Source organism: Streptomyces sp. NPDC013187, assembly GCF_042899705.1.
In the GTDB taxonomy this organism is placed as follows: Bacteria; Actinomycetota; Actinomycetes; order Streptomycetales; family Streptomycetaceae; genus Streptomyces; species Streptomyces hawaiiensis_A.
On record NZ_JBIBAF010000006.1, the window covers coordinates 353,239 to 371,991 of the forward strand.

Sequence of the window (18,753 nt, forward strand, 5' to 3'; positions counted from 1 at the left end):
TCCACATGGACTTCGCTTTCGACGCGCGCACCGAAGAGCTGCGCGCCAAGCTCCTCGCCTTCATGGACGAGTACGTCTACCCGGCCGAGGCCGTCGCGCACGAGCAGCGCGAGCGGCTGGCCTCGCCGTGGGAGACCGTGCCCGTGGTGGAGGAGCTCAAGGCCGAGGCCCGCAGGCAGGGCCTGTGGAACCTCTTCCTGCCGGACTCCGAGTACGGGGCGGGGCTGACGAACCTCCAGTACGCGCCGCTCGCCGAGATCATGGGCCGTTCCCCGCAGCTGGCGCCGACGGTGACGAACTGCGCGGCGCCCGACACCGGGAACATGGAGGTGCTCACCCAGTTCGGCGACGAGCAGCAGCAGAAGCAGTGGCTGGAGCCGCTGCTGGCCGGCGAGATCCGCTCGGCGTTCGCGATGACCGAGCCGGACGTGGCCTCCTCGGACGCCACCAACATCACCACGCACATCGAGCGCGACGGCGACGAGTACGTCATCACCGGACGCAAGTGGTACATCTCCGGGGCGATGCACCCCGACTGCAAGATCTTCATCGTGATGGGCAAGACCGACCCGGACGGGGAGGACATCCGCCGTCAGCAGTCGATGGTGCTGGTGCCGCGTGACACCCCGGGCGTCACGGTCAAGCGGGCCATGCAGGTGTTCGGGTACGAGGACCACTACCACGGCGGTCACGCCGAGGTGATCTTCGACCACGCGCGCGTGCCGGTGTCGAACCTGGTCGGCGAGGAGGGCGGCGGCTTCGCCATCGCGCAGGCGCGGCTCGGGCCCGGGCGCATCCACCACTGCATGCGGCTGATCGGCATGGCCGAGCGGGCGATCGAGCTGATGTGCCGCCGGGCGGTGTCCCGGACCGCGTTCGGCACGGCGCTGGCGCAGCAGGGCGTGGTGCACAACTGGATCGCGGACGCGCGGGTGACGGTGGAGCAGCTGCGGCTGCTGGTGCTGAAGACCGCGTGGCTGATGGACACCGTGGGCAATCGCGGTGCGCACACCGAGATCCAGTCGATCAAGATCGCCACGCCCCGCGCCGTGGTGGACATCCTCGACCGGGCGATCCAGTTGCACGGCGCGGGCGGGGTGAGCCAGGACTTCCCGCTGGCGGAGCTGTACGCGGGGGCGCGGACGCTGATGATCGCGGACGGGCCGGACGAGGTGCATCAGCGGTCGCTGGCGCGGCGGGAGTTGAAGCGGTACATGTGACGTCGGGGTGCGGCGGGGGCTCGCCCCCGCCGCACTGCCGCTCCTCACGGGCGGAGGACGACGCCGGTTGCGGGCGGGGTGTGAAACTTCGCACGGTCTCGTGAACGGCCGTTTGGGTAGGGCGGACGTTTCGCGAGGTTTCCCGCCCTGAACTCGCTCTGCGCCGCATCCTGGGCGAGTCCGGTGGTTGCACCGCACACCAGGGCTGCGGGACTGTGCACCGAGACAGTCCTCGTCCGTCTTCGCAGAGTGAGGTGTGGGTCACGCGTAGGGGCCCCGTACATGACTTCTTCCCCGGCCGGGCCCCGCACGGGTGCGGTGAGCACGGTGAGCGTCGTCTCCGCTCCCTGCCCGGTGGTGGTCCTGGACGCCGACGGGCACGTGGCGGAACTCAACGACGCGGCCCGTGCTCTGCTGCCCGCCGCCCGCGTCGGGCAGCCCCTGTCCTCCCCGGCCTGGCTCGTCACCGCCGACCGCACCCGGCCGGCCCCCGTCAGCGGGGAGGTGGGCGAGCGGTCCTTCTCGGCGCATCCGTCCGTCCTGGCGGGCGGCCGGACGGTCTGGTGGCTGATGGAGGAGACCGCCTACCGCTCCGTTGTGGGAGAGCTGGCAGCCGAGCGCGGACGCGCCCGGTTCCTCACCGAGGCCTCGACGGCCCTGCTGGCCTCCCTGAACCTCGAGCGGTGCATGGAGGTGACGGCGCGCCTGGCGACCGAGCATCTGGCCGATGCCGCGCTGGTCGTCGCGCCCACCGCCGCCAGGACACTGCCGGTGGTCTCCTGTGACCACCGGGGCGAGCTCGCCCGCAGCACGGTGTCCGAGGCGCCGGACACCGTGCCGGGCCTCGCCGAGGCGCTGCGGGGCTTCCCCCCGGTTCCCTCCCGGTGGATCGACCCCTCGACGGCCCCGCACTGGCTGATCCCGCCGGGGTTCGGCGAGATCGGCTCGCTGGTGATCACACCGCTGCCGGGACTCGGCGTGCCGGCCGGGGCGCTGGTCCTGCTGCGCCGGGCGCAGCAGGCCGCGTTCACCGAGGCGGAGGAGTCGCTGGCCGGGTTGTTCGCCGCCCGGGCCGGCGCGGCGATGTCGGCCGCCCGCCTCTACGCGGAACAGAACTCGATCTCCGACACCCTCATGCGGGAACTCCTGCCGCCCACCCTGCGGCAGACGGAGGGCGTGGAGTTCGCGGGCGGCTACCGGGCCAGCAAGGACACGGAACGCATCGGCGGCGACTTCTACGACGTCCACCCGCCCACCGAGGACTCCCCCGAGACCCTCGTGGTGCTGGGGGACGTGGCCGGCAAGGGGCTGGAAGCCGCGGTGCTCACCGGCAAGATCCGCAACACCCTGCACGCTCTGCTGCCCATGGCCGACGACCACGCCCGGATGCTGCGGCTGGTGAACAACGCCATGCGGACCAGCCACCACACCCGTTTCGCCACCCTGGTGATGGCCTCCGTCCGCAGGGACGAGCGCGAGGTCGTGCTGCGGCTCACGTCGGCCGGGCATCCGGCGCCGCTGATCATCCGGCGGGACGGGACCGTCGAGGAGGCCGACACGGGCGGCACTCTGATCGGCGTCCTGCCGACCATCACCTCCCGCACCGCGCGGATCCGCCTCGCGCCGGGAGAGACCTGCCTGCTGTTCACCGACGGCGTCACCGAGGCCAGGGGCGGTCCGCTGGGCGACACCATGTTCGGTGACCAGCGCCTCAGGCGCGCGGCGGCCGAGTGCGCCGGCATGCCCGCGGAGGCGGTCGTGGAGCGCGTGCAGATGGTCACCTCGCAGTGGATCGGCGACGGGCGCCACGACGACATCGCCGTCCTGGCCATCACCGCACCGCGCGGTGCCCACCTCAGTGCGGTGGACGGGGCGACCCGGGGCAGGTACACGGCATGACCGGACACCTCCCCGGCCTCGACGAGGGGCCGGGCCGTCGGGGCGCGGGCGGCCGTGGCTCCGCAGCGCACGGCGGCGGAGCCGCTCCGTGGGCGGACAAGCTGTGGGCCGCCGTCCGGGTGGCGGACGAGTACGCGGCCGTCGACGTCGTCACCGACGCCCTGGCCGACGGGCTGGAGCCCGAGTCGGTGCTGCTGGACGTCATCGCCGCGGTCCAGCACAGGGTGGGCGCCGAATGGGCGGCCAACCGTATGAGCGTGGCCGACGAGCATGCCGCCACCGCCATCAACGACCGTGTCATCGCCGTCCTGCCGACCCGGCGTCCGGCGAACAGCCGGGGCCGGATCACGGTGGCCTGCGTGGACCAGGAGTGGCACGCCCTGCCCGCGCGCCTGGTGTCCGAGACGCTGCGGTTGCGCGGCTGGCACGTGGACTACCTCGGGGCGCAGGTTCCCACCGCCCACCTGATCGGCCACATCCACCGCACCGGCCCGGACGCGGTGTGCCTGTCCGGCTCGCTGCCCACCCGGCTGCCCCTCGCGCACAGCGCCATCACCGCCGTCCAGGCGGCCGGCACCCCGGTCATGGCCGGTGGCCCCGCCTTCGGTGCCGACGGCCGCTACGCCCGCCTGCTGGGAGCCGACGCCTGGGCACCCGACGCCCGTGCGGCCGCCGACCGGCTCGCGGCCGGTCCCCTGAGCCGGCCCACGCCCGCCCACCAGGCGACCGACGACCTGCCGCACCTGCTCGACCAGGAGTACACGCTGGTCGCGAAGTCCTCCACCCGCCTGGTGCGCGACACGTTCCGGTCTCTCGAAGAGCGCTTCCCCGCGATGCGGGACTACAGCGACGAGCAGCGTGAGCACACCGCCGAGGACATCGCCCACGTCGTCAGCTTCCTGACGGCCGCCCTGTACGTGGACGCCGACGACGTCTTCATCGGCTTCCTCGCCTGGACCGCCGAGGTGCTCACCGCCCGCGACGTCCCGGCGCGTTCACTGCTGCCGTGCCTGGACCTGCTCCAGGAACAGCTGCACGACTTCCCCCGCGCCTGCCGGCTGCTCGACGCCGGGCGCAGCGCGCTCACCCCCCGCCCCTGACCCCGGGACGCCGATCCGCCGCTACGGGCGCAGGGCGCGCAGCAGCAGGTCGGCCAGGTGGTCGGCGACCTGCTGGGGGGTGAGGGGGCCGTCGGGGCGGTACCACGTCGACAGGTGGTGGACCGAGCCGAAGTGGTAGTCGACCACGAGGTCCGCCGGGGTCGCCCGGGAGAAGACGCCCGACTCCTGGCCCTCCTCCACCAGCGCGCGGAAGCGCTCGTGGTAGCGGCGGCGTTCGGAGCGGACCTGCTTGTCCTTCTCGGGGCTGAGGTGGTGCATGGAGCGCCAGAAGATCATCGCGTCGTCGAGGTTGTCGATGGTCGTCACCACGACGTCCGCGGCCGCGGACCGCAGCCGCTTCTCGACCGGCTCGTCGGCATCGGCCACGGCGTCCAGCCGTTCCTGCTGGATGCGCAGCACGCGCGCGTACACCTCGTGCAGCAGGTCGTCCTTGGAGCCGAAGTAGTGGTACAGCGCTCCCTTGGTGACACCGGCCGCCTCGACGATCTCCTGCACCGAGGTGCGGTCGTAGCCCTGCTCGGCGAAGAGCCGGGTGGCGGCGGCCAGGAGCCGCTGAGGCACGGGCGTGCCGTCCGAGTCCGTGGTCCTGGGCACTGCCGCCACCTGCCTTTCCGTTCTGCTGTCAGTTGCCTTGCGTACGGGAACGCAGTTCCCGCCGGAGGATCTTCCCACTGGCCGTCTTCGGCAAGTCCGGCAGGATCTCCACCTGGCGCGGATATTTGTAGGCGGCCAGTCTCTCCTTGCAGTAGGCGGCGAGTGCATCCGGGTCCGTGTCGGCGTCCGGACGCAGGCTGATGTAGGCCTTGACGGTCTCCCCGCGATACCCGTCGGGCACCCCGACGACGGCGGCCTCTCGTACCGCCGGGTGCGTGTAGAGGACGTCCTCGACCTCGCGCGGCCACACCTTGAAGCCGGACGCGTTGATCATGTCCTTCTTGCGGTCGACGACGTACAGCCAGCCCCGCTCGTCCATGAAGCCGATGTCGCCCGTGCGCAGTTCGCCGCCGGGGAAGGTCTCGGCGGTGGCGTCGGGGCGGCGCCAGTAGCCGGGCACGACCTGCGGGCCGCTGACGACGATCTCGCCCTGCTCGCCGAAGGGCACCTCCCCACCTGCGTCGTCGACGATCCGCACGACCGTGTCGGGGCCGGGCAGTCCCACGGCGAGGGTCCCGGACACCGGGTCGACCGGTGCCTCCAGACCCGGAGGCACCGAGGCGCAGGGCGCGGTGCACTCGGTCAGCCCGTAGCCGTTGCGAACGTACGGCCCGAATCCGGCCCGGAACTTCTCCACCAGAGCGGGTGGCAGCGGGGCACCGCCGGAGGAGATCACCCGGAAGGAGGAGAAGTGGTCGCGGGTGACGGAGGGGTGGGCGGCCAGCGCCATGAAGGCCGTGGACGGCCCCACCGTGTAGTGCGGACGGTGCTCGGCGAACGCGTCCAGCACCACGCCCGACTCGAAGCGGTAGGCCAGCACGAGCGTGCCCCCGCTGGTCAGACAGGCGCCGAACTGACACACCATGCCGGTGATGTGGAACAGCGGCGCCAGCGCGAAGTACACGGGCCGCTCCGGCAGTCCGAGGCCGGTGCGCTGCCGCTCGGCGTTGTACATGATGTTGCCGTGCGTGTTGGTGGCGCCCTTGGGTGTGCCGCTCGTGCCCGAGGTGTAGCTGATCAGCGCGATGTCCGAGGGGCCGGGATCACGGTTCTCGGGCGCCTTGTGGCCGGCCCGCGCCACGGTCACCAGGTCGTCGGCGTCCGGGGCCTGCGGCAGGCGCTCGAAGGTGAGCACGCGCGCGTCGTCGCGGCTCTGGAAGTCCAGCTCGCATCCGGTGAGCACGATCCGCACGGGCGAGTCCGACGCCGTCTCGCGCAGATACGACTCCCAGGCCCGGTCCGAGCAGATCAGCGCGGCGACCTCGCCGTCCCGCAGGACGTGCGCCACCTCACCCGCCTTGTACATGGGGTTGACGGGCACGACGACCGCGCCCGCCTTCCACGCGCCCAGCAGGGCGAGCACGAAGAGCGGGGAGTTCTGCAGCAGCACCGCGACCCGGTCTCCGCGCCGCAGACCGCGGGCGGCGAGGTGCCCGGCGACGGAGTCGCTGAGCTCGTCGACCTCGCGGTAGGTGAGCCGGCCGTCGAAGTAGGCCAGGAAGTCGCTGCCGGGGGTCTCGGCCACGGCGGCGCGCAGGGCGTGCACGAGGGAGTCGGCCGGGCTGATCGCGCCCTTCTGTGCGTCGCTGAGCAGGGCCAGCCAGGGCTTGGCGGCGTAACGGGAGTCGGTCACCGGGCCTCCTCCCACTGCTGCTGGATGCGGTTCATGCCGGACAGCCACCGGTCGGGGTCGCCGGCTCGGGCCTGATGGTAGGCGGCGACCTCGGGGTGCGGCAGGATCAGGAACCTGTCCTCCTCGATGCCCTTCAGCAGGGCGTCCGCCACGGTTTCCGGCTCGACGGCGGTCGGCCGGAGCACGAGGTCGCCCGCGCTGCCCGTGGCGGCGAGCATGTCGGTGCGCACGCCCTGGGGGCAGATGGCGTGGACCTTGACCCCCCGGTGCCGGTACGTCAGCGACAGCCACTCGGCGAAGGCGAGCGCGCCGTGCTTGGTGACGGCGTAGGGGGCGGCCCCGATCATGGTGAGCAGCCCGGCGGCGGACACGGTGGAGACGAACCGTCCGCTGCCGCGCTCCAGCCAGGCGGGCAGCAGCGCGTGGGCGGCGCGGACGTGCGCCATCACGTTCACGTCCCAGGAGGCGGCCCAGGCCGTCTCGTCCAGCGGACCGTCGGCGGCCCCGCCCTCGAAGGCGACACCGGCGTTGGCGCAGTAGACGTCGACGGTCCCGCCGAGTGCGTCGCGGGCGTCGCCGACGATTGCCGAGGCGTCACCGGGCACGGCGATGCCGCCGATGTCGTCCGCGATCTGCTTGGCCCGCCCGGCGTCGAGGTCGTTGACGACGACCCGGGCCCCTTCGGCGGCGAACCGCCGCGCGAGCGCGGCCCCGATTCCGCCGCCGGCCCCCGTGACAACGACTCCGGCCTCTTGAAAGGCTCCCACCATCGGTCTCCTCAGTCGCGGCTTCGCAATGCCGTCAGACTAACCGGTCGGTATGTACCAGGGAAGGGGTGCCGGCAACACCCCTGAAAGGGGCGCGGGGAACCGCGCGATCAACCACGGACGGCCCGCAGGCTCCCCCCGGGTCGCGGAAGCGCATACCGTGCCCATGCCGACCGTCCCCGCTCAAGGAGGTCACCGCATGCGCCCTTCCAGACGAGCCGTACTCACCACCGCCACGGCGGCAGCCGTATCAGCCACATCCACCGCATCCGCCGCCCAGCCCCGCGGGCACCTGCGCACCGGCTTCGAACGCCTCGCCCAGGACGGCTACACCCTGCTCGACGGCCAGAAGGTCGGCATCGTCACCAACCCCACCGGCATCACCCGCGACGCCCGCCACATCGTCGACGTGATGCACGCCGACGACCGGGTCGACCTCACCGCCGTCTTCGGCCCGGAGCACGGCTTCCGCGGCACCGCCCAGGCCGGCGGTTCCGAGGGTCGCTACGACGACCCGGCGACCGGCCTGCCCGTCTACGACACCTACCTCAAGAGCGGCCGGCCCCTCGCCGACATCTTCACCGCGTCCGGCGTCGACACGGTCGTCTTCGACATCCAGGACGTCGGCGCCCGCTTCTACACGTACATCTGGACGCTCTACGACTGCATGGAGGCCGCCCGGATCGCCGGTAAGCGGTTCGTGGTGCTGGACCGGCCGAACCCGGTGACCGGCCGGGCTGCGCTCGGCCCGGTCCTGCACAAGGAGTTCGCCACGTTCGTCGGGCGGCAGCCCATCGCCCAGGCTCACGGGATGACCGTCGCCGAACTGGCGCGGCTGTTCAACGGTGAGTTCCTGACCGAGCCCGTGCCGCTGCGGACCGTGACGATGTCGGGCTGGAGACGCTCGGAGTTCTACGACGCCTCCGGGCTGCCCTGGGTGCCGCCCAGCCCGAACATGCCGACGCCGGAGACGGCGCTGGTGTACTCGGGCACGTGCCTGTTCGAGGGCACGAACCTGTCGGAGGGGCGTGGCACGACCCGGCCGTTCGAGCTGCTGGGCGCGGAGGGCGTCGACCGGCGCTGGGCGGCAGCGGCCGACGAACTCGCCCTGCCCGGCGTGCGGTTCAGGGAGGCGTACTTCGCGCCCACCTTCTCGAAGTTCCAGGGGAAGACCATCGGCGGTGTGCAGGTCCATGTGCACGACCGGGCCGCGTTCGATCCCGTGCGCACGGGGATCGGCCTGCTGGTGACCGCCAAGCAGGTCTGGAGCGGTTTCGCCTGGCGTCCGGACAACTGGATCGACAAGCTCACCGGTTCCGCGCGCGTGCGGACGATGATCGACGCGGGTGCGCGCACCGACGAGGTGGTGGCCGGGTGGCAGGAGGACCTGGCGGCGTTCCGCAGGACGAGGCGCGCCTACCTCCTCTACCGCTGACCGGGCCCGCGCGCGACGCACCGCGCTGACGGGTTCGGTGAGGACGAAAACGCCCGTGACGTATGGCCAAGCTCCGCCGTTGGCAGGACGATGCGCCCACATCGTGGCGTCACCCGGGGACCAGGGGGCCTGTCATGGCGGATCCGGCGATGAGTGTGACTCCCTACTGGGAGCTGGTCTTCGACGCGGACGGGGACCCGGACGGCCGTCGGCGCGACCGGCTCCTCGCCGGGGTGACCGAGCGGGGCGTGCGCGATCTGATCGTCTTCGCGCACGGCTGGAACAACGACCGCTCCGGGGCGAGACGCCTCTACGACCGCTTCTTCGCGCCCGTGCCGCGGCTCGCCCCGGCGGCGCGGATCGGGTACGTCGGGGTGCTGTGGCCGGCGATGCGGTTCGCCGACGAGCCGATCCCGGACTTCCCGCGGGCCGTGGCGGCAGATCCGCCGGGGCGCCCGGTGCTGGACAAGGACACCCGGCACGCGCTGCTGGAGACCTTCCCGGGCCGGGCGATCCTGGTCGAGCAGATCGCCCGGCTGCTGGAGCAGCAGCCGCCGGAGGAGGCCGAACTGGAGGAGTTCGGGCGGCTGGTGCGGACGCTGGTGGAGGTGGTGGCGCCGGGGCCGCAGGCGCTGTTCGCCGCGGACACGGTGGCGGAGGGCGTGCCGCAGAGCGAGCCGGAGATGTTCGCCGGATCGTCTGCGGCGGCCTGCGAGGAGTTCGCACGGGCGCTGACGGAGTTCGAGGCGTCCGCCTCGCCGCGGGGGTTCAGGTTCCCCAACCCCTGGGACGGTGCGCACGAACTGCTGCGGCAGGCGACGTACTACGCGATGAAGCGGCGTGCGGGGACCGTCGGTGAGCGGGGGCTCGGCCGGGTCGTCGGGCAGCTCGCGAAGGCGGCCCCCGGTGTGCGGGTGCACCTGGTCGGGCACAGCTTCGGCGCGCGGCTGGTGTCGTTCGCGCTGCGAGGGCTGCCCGAGGGCGTGCGCGCGGTCAAGTCGGTGACGCTGCTCCAAGGGGCGTTCTCGCACTACGCGTTCGCGGCCCGGCTGCCGCACGACGCCCGGGCCGGAGGGGTGCTCCAAGGGCAGCAGAACCGTGTCGACGGGCCCTTGGTGTGCTGTCACTCCCGGCATGACGCGGCCCTGGGCACGATCTATCCGCTGGCCTCGAGGATGGCGGGCGACAGCCGTTCGGCCGCCGGGTCGGCCCTGGGGCGTGCCCTGGGCGCCAAGTGGGGCGCGATGGGTTACGACGGGGTGCAGGCGGTGCCGGGCACGCGCGCGTACACCCTCGCCGAAGCCCTGGAGGAGCGACTGCCCCCCTCGGGGTGTGTGAACGTCGACGCGGCGGCCGTGGTCAGACGGGGCGGGCCGCCGGCCGGTGCGCACAGCGACATCCTGCACGCGGAGCTGGCCCGGCTGGTCCTGGCGGCGGGCCGCGTTCGCTGACCCGCCGCCAGGACGCTGCCTCATCGGTGTGAGGTGAACTCCACGACCTGCTGGTAGGTCGGCCGGTTCTGCCAGCTGATCTTGCCGTGCTTGATGCCGCCGAGGGTGCGGTGGTTGATCGAGTCGGCGCACCACTGGTCGCCGGCCGCGCACACCTCGTCGCCGGGGTAGACCTGGGCCGCGGTCTTCGCTGCCGCCTCCTTCAGGGTGCTGACGAGGGTGTCGCGGCAGGCGCCGAGGCTGCCGTCGCCGCAGTACTTCCTCGCGAGCGGCCCCTTCACCTGCTCACCGAGCACCGCGCGGAGGTCCTTGTCGACGTAGCTCCACCAGCCGTACTGGAAGGAACTCCCCGCGTGCGAGCCGGTCGGGCCGTGCGCTGCCGACGGGGACTCGTCGACGGGGAGGTTGGCCGTGACGGTTTCGTACAGCTCACTGCCGAGGCCCGGTTCGAACTCGGCCTTGACCAGGAGCGGCCACCAGGCGTCCAGGATGCGGATCGCGTCGGCGTCGGCGTACTTCTTGGAGCCGGCCGCGGTCTCGGTGCGCTTGCCGCCCGCGGCGACCCAGGCCTGGAGTCTGCTCACGGCGGCCGCGGCGGCCGGGTCGGTGACGGGTGAGCCGGTGACGACCTTCAGGAGCTCGGGCAGGACGTCCTCGGCCCGGAGGTCCGCCAGCCCGGCGTCGGCCATGGCCTTCACCAGGGCGGCGCGGGTCACCCCGCCCTGCTGGACCAGCTTCTTCACCCGGTCCTCCAGGAGGTTGCCGCGGTGCACCGAGCCGTTGCCCCAGGGCGCGGTCGTGTAGTCCTTGGCCTGCTTGTTGTTCCAGGAGACGTAGTAGTCCTGGTCGATGGAGTTCGGGTGGGCGGAGGGCGGGGTGTAGTCGGCCGTGTTGGTCGCCGGGTCCCAGCCACGCCACTCGTAGGCCGGCCGGGCCCACGCCGGGAACTCGGAGTCGACGCCGGCCGCGCGCACCGGGTTGTCGCCGCTGTTGTAGTACGCGGTGTGCTCGGAGTCGGCGTAGAACCAGTTGAAGGTGTAGTTGATGTGCTGGACGGCCTTCTGGAAGGAGTCCGGGCCCTTGACGTAGTCCGGGTCGTTCAGCATCTGGAAGCCGATGATGGAGTCGGCCTCGTGCAGGAAGGACGAGCGCAGAGTGGTGTAGGCGACCTTCTTGCCGCCGACCGTCGCGCGGTACTCGACGGGTCCGTACTTCGTGCGCCAGACGCGCATGGTGTACGAACCGGCGGCGGTGCCGTCGGCGGTCGTGGGCTTCCAGGCGTTCTTCTGCTCGATCTTCTCCATCGGGGTGCAGGTGCCGCGGTACAGGTAGTGGTAGTCGTCCTGGCACAGCTCGACGGCGTAGGAGTCGATGATGTCCTGGCCGGAGGTCGTGGCGCTCCAGGCGTAGTCCTGGCCGCGGCCGAGTTCGACGTACATGCTCAGGCCGGCGAAGGAGGCGCCGCGGGCGCTGATGCCCGGGCCCTGGATCTCCTGGAGCAGGAGCAGCTGGGGGGCGAAGTAGCCGGTCTGCGGGCCGAACACGGCGACGGGGTGGCCGCTGGCCGTGTGCTTGCCGCTGACCACGAGGGCGTTGGACATGCCGCGCTTGGCGGACGACGTGGCGGTTTTCGCGGCTTGACCGGACGCGCCGGTCGCACCGGCCGTCGCGGCGCTGCCGGTGCGGTCGTACACGAGCGGCTCGGGCTCCACCGAACCTGCGTCGGGCAGGGCCGTGCCCTGCGGGTCGGCCGGCTTGGTGCCGTAGGGGAAGCTGCCGTCATGCTGGGTGAGGACGGCCTCCGGGTCGTTGCGCATCCGGAAGGACTCCCAGACCTTGGTGCCCTCGGCGACGCCGTACTTCTCCTGGGCGGCCATGACCGAGAGGGCGTTGTTCACCTCGCCGCCTCCGCCCGAGCCGAACAGCGCGCCGATGACGGAGGCGAGCGCGACCAGGTCGGTGATCTTGAAGCGCTCGATCGTCCCGGCGTTGGTGACTGAGTCCTTGTGCCCGGTGAGTACGTATTCACCGGGGAAGGTGCGCCCCTTGTCGGAGGCGTCGATATAGGCGTTGATGCCGTCGAGGTAGGCCTTGACGTCGGCGAGGGCCTGCTGTCCGCGCTCGCCGTTGGTGGCGACGGCGTTGTCGATCTGCGCCTGCAGATCGGCCTCGCTGTACGGGGCGTGCCGCCAGAACTGCTGCTCGAGGCCCTGGTTGGAGGGCGCACCGCCCGCGAAGGAGGTCAGCTGACCGCGACCGACGTGCCGGAAAACGTCCATCAGCCACAGCCGGTCCTGGGCCGCCGCATATCCGGCGCCGAACTCCGTGCCGTACCGGGTGGTACCGGTGATGTGCGGCACACCGGTCTTCTTGTCCCGGACGATCGTCACGTCATTGCGTCCGGCCGGTTTGACGCTGGAGGCGACCTGGTCGGCGGAGACCCCGAAAGAGGCGTCGTTGAAGAAGGTGTTGATCTTGTCGTTGGTGAGGGCGGGATAGCCCTTGGCGAGGTTGGCGTAGGGGCCGAGCTGGTCCTCGGCGTGCTCGGGCTGGGTGCCGAAGGCCTGGTTGAGGAGGATCTGGGCGAGGGTGGCGTTGCCGTTCTGGCCGGGCGGGAGGATGTCCGAACACTGGTTCCCACAGTGGTCGTTCGCCGCGGCGGTGGGCTGTGCGGCCGCTGTTTCCGATGCGGCAGCCGGGGCAAGCGGCGACAAGAGACCTGCGATCAGGGTGCATACCGATGCTGTCTTCAGGAACCCGGGGATTCCGCTGGGAGTTCTCATTCTGTCGAGAACGGTGCGTGGGGCACGCCGTGGCATGGGGGGCTCCTCCCGACGGGGGTGGGCCGGATGTTACCGCCGGTATCCCCCGGCTTGAAGATGAACAAGCGTCACTTTTTGAAGTCGGCACAACAGACACACGGATCACGGCAGTCGACCGGCGAGCCTCTTCGGGCCGCTTATGGAGGCCATTTGAAATCGGATGGAGCCGATTCGCTTGTCGATACGTCTATTCGGCGACGTCCTTACGACGACGCCGAAGTGACCGGATTACAGGTGCAGGTGTGACGGAGGTGCAGGACGATGGCCGGTTTCCGGAGTCTGGCGAGACAGGTCCGCGATCCGCGGTGCGATCTGGCCCTGCGGCGCTATTCGCTGCGTAAGTGCCTTGAGAGGTTCGCCCCTTACGGGCACAGGGCGACCTGGGACCATCTCTGCTCCCGGGCGGGGTTCGGTCCCGAGGACCGCTCCCCCGATCCGGTGCGGCTCGTGGCCGCACTGGACGAACTGGAGGAGGCGCGGGCGGTCTGGCTGGCCTACGAGGTCGAGTTCGCCGAGCGCCGCAAGAAGGAGAAGCACGACGGACTGCGCAGGCCGGGCAGTGTGGACGACTGGCATCGGCTGACCTGGGGCGGTTTCGGCGTGGCGTGGTGCGACGACCCCGCGGTCCATCCCCGTGAACCGCTGGCCGAGGTGCTGCGCCGGCTGATCGCCGCGCTGGAGCGCGAGCCGGGCTCGGCGTGCCCGGTGTGCGGCGGCGAGCGGCTCTTCTGGAGGTACGACCTGGACCACGAGCCCTCGTCCGGTCCGGTCTGCGCGGACTGCGGAATCCTGGTGCCGCGTCCCGTGCTCACGCCGGAGGCCCTGGCCTACGCCAGGCGGACGAGGTTGTTGGTGTCGGCTTGACGGATGCGGGTGCGCGGGGGGTGCGCCGGGGATGCCGCACCCCCACTGTCGGTGGTGACTGGCACCATCGACGGCATGATGCAGGGGTGCCTGAACGGTTCGCGGACGGCAGCTGACGGTGTGGCCGTGCCGCTGACACCCGAGTCGATGGCCGACTCGGCAGCCGGAGCCGTGGCCGCCGGGGCGACGGACCTCCACGTCCATCCCAAGACGCCTTGTGGACGCGACACGTTGTCGCCGCGGGTGCTCGCGATGACGCTGTCGGCGATCCGGGCGCGAGTGCCTGTGCCGGTGGGCGTGACCACGGGCGCGTGGGCGGAGCCCGACCCTGCCGCCCGCCTGGAGCGGATACGCGGCTGGACCGTGCTGCCCGACCACGCCTCGGTCAACTGGCACGAGCCGGGGGCGGAGGAGACGGCCGCGCTGCTCATGGAGCTCGGGGTGGGCGTGGAGGCCGGCATCTGGTCCGGCACGGACGGGGCGGAGCGGTTCGCGGCCTCGCCGCTCGGACCGAGGGTGCTGCGGGTTCTGGCGGAGGTGACGGACCCGGACCCGGTGAGCGCGGCTGCTTCGGCACAAGGGCTGCTGTCCGACTTGGGCTCCGCGCACGGCCGTCCTGTGCTGCTGCACGGGGAGGACGGGGGTGCGTGGCCGGTGCTGCGGCTCGCGGGGCGGTTGGGGCTGGCGACCAGGGTCGGGCTGGAGGATGTGCTGGTGCGGCCCGACGGGGTGCGGGCGCGGTCCAATGCGGAGTTGGTCGCACTGGGGCTGGTGGAGTACGGGCGGCCGTGAGGTGACCTGCTTCGACCAGGCACAAACACCCGCAGCCGGGTGCGCCTTCGACCAGGCACAAACACCCGCAGCCGGGTGCGCCTTCGACCAGGCACGGACGCCCGCAGCCGGGTGCGCCCCCGCTCAGCTCTGCCCTTGACGGTCCCGTTCCACCATCAGCCGGGAGCCCGCGCGCCGTTCACCGAACACGTCGTCCGGGTTGGACAGAACGCAGGTGTCGAGGGAGAGACAGCCGCAGCCGATGCAGTCGGCGAGATGATCCCTCAGGCGGTTCAGCTGCTTGATGCGTTCTTCCAGTTCGGTGCGCCACGCTTCGGAGAGGTGCGCCCAGTCCTCCCGGGTGGGCGTGCGCTCCTCGGGGAGTTCCGCGAGCGCCTCGCGAATCGTCGCCAGAGGAATACCGACCCGCTGCGCGGCCCTGATGAACGCGACCCGGCGCAGCGTGTCACGGGAGTAGCGGCGCTGGTTGCCCGAGGTGCGGCGGCTGCTGATCAGACCCTTGGACTCGTAGAAGTGCAGGGCGGAGACGGCGGCGCCGCTGCGCGCCGCGAGCTGGCCGACCGTGAGCTCGTGAATCTTCTCTGGAATCTGAGGCACCCCGCGAACCCTACCGAGTCCGTTGACACAGCCATCGAGGCCGACCATGCTAAGCAGTCGCTTAGCAATATGAGCGCGCAGACTCCCCGCACACGAGAGGCCTGGAAGACATGGCAGAGCCGAGGATCTTCACGTCCGTCGACGACCTGAAGTCGGCGGTGGGCGAACAACTGGGATACACCGACTGGCTCGACATCGACCAGAAGCGGATCGACCTCTTCGCGGAGGCCACCGGTGACCACCAGTGGATCCACGTCGACGCGGAGAAGGCCGCCGCGGGCCCGTTCGGCACCACCATCGCGCACGGCTACCTGACCCTGTCCCTGCTGCCCCTCTTCGGACCGCAGCTGATCGCCGTCGAGGGCGTGAAGATGGGCGTCAACTACGGCACGAACAAGGTGCGTTTCCCCGCCCCGGTCCCCGTGGGCTCCCGGCTGCGCGCCACCGCGACGATCAGCGGCGTCGACGAGGTGCCCGGCGGCGTCCAGGTGGCCGTCGCCTTCAGCGTGGAGCGCGAGGGCGGCGACAAGCCGGTCTGCGTCGCGGAGTCGGTGGCGCGCTACTACTTCTGAGGCCGGGGCCCGGCACCCCTCAGGCCGTCGGGCCCTGAGCTCCGACCATCCGCAGCACGAGGTCGGCGTACAGCTCGCCGACCTCCTCCGGCGTCCGGGGCCCGTCGACGTTGAACCACCGTGCCACGTCGATGCAGAGGGACAGCACGGCCAGCGTCGTGCCGTGCACGTCGACGACGTCGAACTCGCCCGACCGCACGCCCTCCTCGATGATCCCGCGCACCTCGCCGTCGACCTGGCGGCGCAGCGCGAGGATCTCGGCGCGGGCGTCGGGGCCCAGCGATTCGAGTTCGTACTGCACGACGCGGGCGGTGGTACGGCCGCCCGCGTGCCAGCGCACGAAGGAGCTGACCGCGTCGGCGAGCCGCTCGGTGGGGGTGCCCTCCCGCCGGGACGCCACCTGCAGGATCTCCAGGGCCTTCTCGTGCCCGATCCTGCTGATGCGGTGCAGCAGTTCTTCCTTGGTCTTGTAGTGGATGTAGAGCGCGGCCGGGCTCATCCCGGCGCGGCCCGCGATGTCGCGGGTCGTCGTGGCGTGGTAGCCACGCTCGGCGAAGGCCTCCACCGCGGCGACCAGCAGCCGCCGCGCCGCGTCGGGCGTGACCTCGCCCCACGCCTGCGCCTCGCCGTCGGCCGTCTCCTCCGCCGTACTCATCGCTCGCCCCTCTCCACTGGCAGGAGCAACACCATACCGCCGAAGGTGAGCGAGCGCTTAGTGTGGCCGCTCAGCGCTTTTCGAAGGGGGTGTACGAGGGAGCAGCCCCCTCCTGCCGGTCCCGGATCACCTTGGCCAGGGTGAAGGACGACGTGACCAGGTACAGAACGGCGATGGCGAGGAAGGCCCGCACCCAGGCGTCGGCGCTCAACTGATAGATGCCGATGGCCGTGGCCGCCATGGCGACGGCGAAGGAGGCGACGGCCTGGCCGTAGAAGGCGGCCGTGTTCTGCTGCTTGCCCGGTGTGTCACTCATGGGGGAAAGCATCGGCGGACGTGGCCCACGCCACATCCGCCAAGGTACTCAGACACGTACTCAGAACGCCGAGACGCCCGTCAGTGCCCGCCCGATGACCAGCTTCTGGATCTGGCTCGTGCCCTCGTAGAGGGTCATCACCCGGGCGTCCCGCAGCAGCTTGCCCACCGGGTACTCGTCGATGTAGCCGTAGCCGCCGAAGACCTGGAGCGCGTTGTTCGCGGCGCGGACGGCGGCCTCCGAGGCGAACAGCTTGGCCTTGGACGACTCCACGGCGAACGGCTGCCCCCGGTCGATCAGGTCGGCGACCCGCCAGGTCAGCAGCCGGGCGGCGTCGACGTCCAGGGCGATGTCGCTGAGCAGCTCCTGGACGAGCTGGTGGTGGGCGATGGTCCTGCCGAACTGCTCCCGCTCCCCCGCGTAGCGCACGGCCGCGTCGAGGGCGGCCTGGGCTATCCCGACGCAGCCCGCGGCGACGGACATCCGGCCCTTGGCGAGAGCCGACATGGCGATCGAGAAGCCCTTGCCCTCCTCCCCGAGCAGGGCTGAGGCGGGTACGCGCACGTCCTCCAGGACGAGTTCGGCGGTGGCCTGGCCGCGCAGCCCGAGCTTGCCGTGGATCGTACGGCGGGTCAGGCCGGGGGTGCTGGTGGGGACCAGGAAGGCGGAGACGCCCTTGTGGCCGGGGGCGTCCGTGGAGCGGGCGAAGAGCAGGACGACGTCGGCCCAGGTGCCGTTGGTGATGAACATCTTGGTGCCGTCGAGGACGTAGTCGTCGCCGTCCCGCACCGCCCGGGTCGCGAGAGAGCCCGCGTCCGAGCCCGTGCCCGGTTCGGTGAGGCCGAAGCAGCCGACCGCCGAGCCGGAGGTCAGACCCGGCAGCCAGCGCCGCTTCTGCTCCTCGCTGCCGAAGGCGGCGACGGTCTTGGCGACCAGCCCGAGGGAGACCGAGACGATGCCGCGCACCGAGGAGTCGCCCCGGCCCAGCTCCTCCGTGACCAGGCAGTACGCGAGGTGGTCGCCACCGGAGCCGCCGTACTCCTCGTCGATCGTCAGGCCGAGGAAGCCGACCTCGCCGAGCTTCTCGACGATGCCCCGGTCGACCTCTTCGGCCCGGTCCCAGGCGACGACGTGCGGGGTGATCTCGCGCTCCACGAAGTCCCGCGCGAGCTGACGGACCGCGCCCTGCTCTTCGCTGAGCTCCAGATTCACCACAGGTCACCCCACTGAAGGCCGTAAGTGTAGATTTAAATTAGCACTGCTAGTTTCCTGGTGCAGCCCTACTATGTGCGCCATGGCCCGACCGCGCAAGCCCTTGCTCAGCACCGACCGGATCGTCGAGACGGCCCGCGCGCTCGTGGACGCGGAGGGTCTGGCGGCCGTCTCCACTCGGCGGCTCGCCGCCGAACTGGGGGTCAGCGGGCCCTCGCTGTACAACCACTTCCGCACCAAGGACGAGATCCTGGAGGCGGTCGCCGACTCGGTGAGCGGCCAGGTGGACCTGTCGATGTTCCAGGACGGCCGGGACTGGCGGACCGCGCTGCACGACTGGGCCGTCTCGTACCGGGCCGCCCTGCGCGACCACCCGAACATCGTCCCGGTGCTGGCCCGCGGCCCCGGCCGCCGCCCGGCCGGACTGCGCCTCGCGGACGCCGTCTACGGCGCCATGGTCGCCGCGGGCTGGCCGCCGGCGCAGGCCACGTCCATCGGCGCGCTGATGCGGTACTTCGTGATGGGCTCCGCCCTCGGCTCCTTCGCCGGGGGTTTCGTGGACGACGCGAGCGCCTACGACCCCGCCGACTACCCCCATCTCCAGCAGGCCCACCTCCTCGCCGAGCAGCAGGAGAAGATCGACGAGAGGGCCTTCGAGACCGGGCTGACGGCTCTGCTGGACGGACTGGCGCGGCAGTACGAGCAGGTGCGGCGCACGGCGTAGCGACGCTTCGGTGACGGCC

17 protein-coding genes are annotated in these 18,753 nt (G+C 71.4%); 9 read left to right on the top strand and 8 right to left on the bottom strand.

The window, feature by feature from the left end:
• The first annotated feature begins 5 nt into the window (after positions 1-5).
• The 3 genes from ACFY5B_RS15125 to ACFY5B_RS15135 all read left to right on the top strand — a co-directional run bounded on the left by ACFY5B_RS15125 (position 6) and on the right by ACFY5B_RS15135 (position 4,219).
• Complete coding sequence (locus ACFY5B_RS15125) at positions 6-1,220, top strand: acyl-CoA dehydrogenase (RefSeq protein WP_389969009.1); 1,215 nt, start codon at positions 6-8, stop codon at positions 1,218-1,220.
• A gap of 282 nt (positions 1,221-1,502) precedes the next feature.
• The gene (locus ACFY5B_RS15130) at positions 1,503-3,119 is read left to right on the top strand and encodes a PP2C family protein-serine/threonine phosphatase (protein ID WP_389969011.1); all 1,617 of its coding nucleotides are present in this window, start codon (positions 1,503-1,505) and stop codon (positions 3,117-3,119) included.
• Positions 3,116-4,219 carry a B12-binding domain-containing protein gene (locus ACFY5B_RS15135; protein WP_389969013.1) on the top strand — a complete coding sequence of 368 codons (1,104 nt, stop codon included), beginning with the start codon at positions 3,116-3,118 and terminating at the stop codon, positions 4,217-4,219. The genes ACFY5B_RS15130 and ACFY5B_RS15135 overlap by 4 nt, the downstream gene beginning before the upstream one ends.
• 21 nt (positions 4,220-4,240) lie before the next feature.
• On the opposite strand, the gene ACFY5B_RS15140 is transcribed toward ACFY5B_RS15135, so the two are convergent.
• From ACFY5B_RS15140 to ACFY5B_RS15150, 3 genes are read right to left on the bottom strand one after another with little or no spacing between them, the layout of a single operon-like run.
• Complete coding sequence (locus ACFY5B_RS15140) at positions 4,241-4,834, bottom strand: TetR/AcrR family transcriptional regulator (protein ID WP_389969015.1); 594 nt, start codon at positions 4,832-4,834, stop codon at positions 4,241-4,243.
• A 28-nt stretch (positions 4,835-4,862) separates the two neighbouring features.
• Entirely contained in the window at positions 4,863-6,527 is a 1,665-nt protein-coding gene (locus ACFY5B_RS15145; RefSeq protein ID WP_389969017.1) for a class I adenylate-forming enzyme family protein, read from the bottom strand.
• Positions 6,524-7,297 (bottom strand): SDR family oxidoreductase, encoded by a 774-nt coding sequence (locus tag ACFY5B_RS15150; RefSeq protein ID WP_389969019.1) that lies wholly within the window; start codon positions 7,295-7,297, stop codon positions 6,524-6,526. Before ACFY5B_RS15150 ends, ACFY5B_RS15145 begins: the two co-directional genes overlap by 4 nt.
• 196 nt (positions 7,298-7,493) lie before the next feature.
• Here ACFY5B_RS15150 and ACFY5B_RS15155 point away from each other — a divergent pair, with 196 nt between their 5' ends.
• Positions 7,494-8,729, top strand: a complete 1,236-nt coding sequence (locus ACFY5B_RS15155) for an exo-beta-N-acetylmuramidase NamZ domain-containing protein (RefSeq protein ID WP_389969021.1) — start codon at positions 7,494-7,496, stop codon at positions 8,727-8,729.
• 134 nt (positions 8,730-8,863) lie between these two features.
• Complete coding sequence (locus tag ACFY5B_RS15160) at positions 8,864-10,180, top strand: serine-threonine protein kinase (protein WP_389969023.1); 1,317 nt, start codon at positions 8,864-8,866, stop codon at positions 10,178-10,180.
• A gap of 20 nt (positions 10,181-10,200) precedes the next feature.
• Here the strand turns inward: ACFY5B_RS15160 and ACFY5B_RS15165 are convergent, their stop codons facing one another.
• On the bottom strand, positions 10,201-12,999 hold the full coding sequence (locus ACFY5B_RS15165; protein WP_389969025.1) for a penicillin acylase family protein: 2,799 nt from the start codon (positions 12,997-12,999) through the stop codon (positions 10,201-10,203).
• Between the two features lie 264 nt (positions 13,000-13,263).
• Here ACFY5B_RS15165 and ACFY5B_RS15170 point away from each other — a divergent pair, with 264 nt between their 5' ends.
• Together ACFY5B_RS15170 and ACFY5B_RS15175 are read left to right on the top strand one after the other, a co-directional pair.
• A complete protein-coding gene (locus ACFY5B_RS15170; RefSeq protein WP_344462085.1) occupies positions 13,264-13,866 on the top strand; it encodes a hypothetical protein in 603 nt (200 codons plus the stop codon).
• A 75-nt stretch (positions 13,867-13,941) separates the two neighbouring features.
• Positions 13,942-14,658 carry a 3-keto-5-aminohexanoate cleavage protein gene (locus ACFY5B_RS15175; protein ID WP_389969206.1) on the top strand — a complete coding sequence of 239 codons (717 nt, stop codon included), beginning with the start codon at positions 13,942-13,944 and terminating at the stop codon, positions 14,656-14,658.
• Positions 14,659-14,781: 123 nt separating this feature from the next.
• Here the strand turns inward: ACFY5B_RS15175 and soxR are convergent, their stop codons facing one another.
• Complete coding sequence (gene soxR, locus ACFY5B_RS15180) at positions 14,782-15,255, bottom strand: redox-sensitive transcriptional activator SoxR (protein ID WP_389969027.1); 474 nt, start codon at positions 15,253-15,255, stop codon at positions 14,782-14,784.
• A 110-nt stretch (positions 15,256-15,365) separates the two neighbouring features.
• On the opposite strand from soxR, the gene ACFY5B_RS15185 reads away from it, so the two are divergent.
• On the top strand, positions 15,366-15,827 hold the full coding sequence (locus tag ACFY5B_RS15185; protein WP_104778600.1) for a MaoC family dehydratase: 462 nt from the start codon (positions 15,366-15,368) through the stop codon (positions 15,825-15,827).
• A gap of 19 nt (positions 15,828-15,846) precedes the next feature.
• Here the strand turns inward: ACFY5B_RS15185 and ACFY5B_RS15190 are convergent, their stop codons facing one another.
• From ACFY5B_RS15190 to ACFY5B_RS15200, 3 genes are all read right to left on the bottom strand, one after another.
• The gene (locus ACFY5B_RS15190; RefSeq protein WP_389969029.1) at positions 15,847-16,482 is read right to left on the bottom strand and encodes a TetR/AcrR family transcriptional regulator; all 636 of its coding nucleotides are present in this window, start codon (positions 16,480-16,482) and stop codon (positions 15,847-15,849) included.
• Between the two features lie 70 nt (positions 16,483-16,552).
• Positions 16,553-16,798: a YiaA/YiaB family inner membrane protein gene (locus ACFY5B_RS15195; protein WP_104778598.1), complete on the bottom strand. Its 246-nt coding sequence runs from the start codon at positions 16,796-16,798 to the stop codon at positions 16,553-16,555.
• Positions 16,799-16,858: 60 nt separating this feature from the next.
• Positions 16,859-18,010, bottom strand: a complete 1,152-nt coding sequence (locus ACFY5B_RS15200; RefSeq protein ID WP_389969031.1) for an acyl-CoA dehydrogenase family protein — start codon at positions 18,008-18,010, stop codon at positions 16,859-16,861.
• A 73-nt stretch (positions 18,011-18,083) separates the two neighbouring features.
• Here ACFY5B_RS15200 and ACFY5B_RS15205 point away from each other — a divergent pair, with 73 nt between their 5' ends.
• The gene (locus ACFY5B_RS15205; protein WP_189589540.1) at positions 18,084-18,734 is read left to right on the top strand and encodes a TetR/AcrR family transcriptional regulator; all 651 of its coding nucleotides are present in this window, start codon (positions 18,084-18,086) and stop codon (positions 18,732-18,734) included.
• The last annotated feature ends 19 nt before the right edge of the window (positions 18,735-18,753 follow it).

Coding starts and splice junctions, on each gene's coding strand:
- ACFY5B_RS15170 (WP_344462085.1), top strand. CDS start 13,264: ATGGCCGGTTTCCGGAGTCTGGCGAGACAGGTCCGCGATCCGCGGTGC.
- ACFY5B_RS15165 (WP_389969025.1), bottom strand. CDS start 12,999: ATGCCACGGCGTGCCCCACGCACCGTTCTCGACAGAATGAGAACTCCC.
- ACFY5B_RS15135 (WP_389969013.1), top strand. CDS start 3,116: ATGACCGGACACCTCCCCGGCCTCGACGAGGGGCCGGGCCGTCGGGGC.
- ACFY5B_RS15150 (WP_389969019.1), bottom strand. CDS start 7,297: ATGGTGGGAGCCTTTCAAGAGGCCGGAGTCGTTGTCACGGGGGCCGGC.
- ACFY5B_RS15195 (WP_104778598.1), bottom strand. CDS start 16,798: ATGAGTGACACACCGGGCAAGCAGCAGAACACGGCCGCCTTCTACGGC.
- ACFY5B_RS15160 (WP_389969023.1), top strand. CDS start 8,864: ATGGCGGATCCGGCGATGAGTGTGACTCCCTACTGGGAGCTGGTCTTC.
- ACFY5B_RS15175 (WP_389969206.1), top strand. CDS start 13,942: ATGATGCAGGGGTGCCTGAACGGTTCGCGGACGGCAGCTGACGGTGTG.
- ACFY5B_RS15190 (WP_389969029.1), bottom strand. CDS start 16,482: ATGAGTACGGCGGAGGAGACGGCCGACGGCGAGGCGCAGGCGTGGGGC.
- ACFY5B_RS15205 (WP_189589540.1), top strand. CDS start 18,084: ATGTGCGCCATGGCCCGACCGCGCAAGCCCTTGCTCAGCACCGACCGG.
- ACFY5B_RS15125 (WP_389969009.1), top strand. CDS start 6: ATGGACTTCGCTTTCGACGCGCGCACCGAAGAGCTGCGCGCCAAGCTC.
- ACFY5B_RS15130 (WP_389969011.1), top strand. CDS start 1,503: ATGACTTCTTCCCCGGCCGGGCCCCGCACGGGTGCGGTGAGCACGGTG.
- ACFY5B_RS15185 (WP_104778600.1), top strand. CDS start 15,366: ATGGCAGAGCCGAGGATCTTCACGTCCGTCGACGACCTGAAGTCGGCG.
- ACFY5B_RS15155 (WP_389969021.1), top strand. CDS start 7,494: ATGCGCCCTTCCAGACGAGCCGTACTCACCACCGCCACGGCGGCAGCC.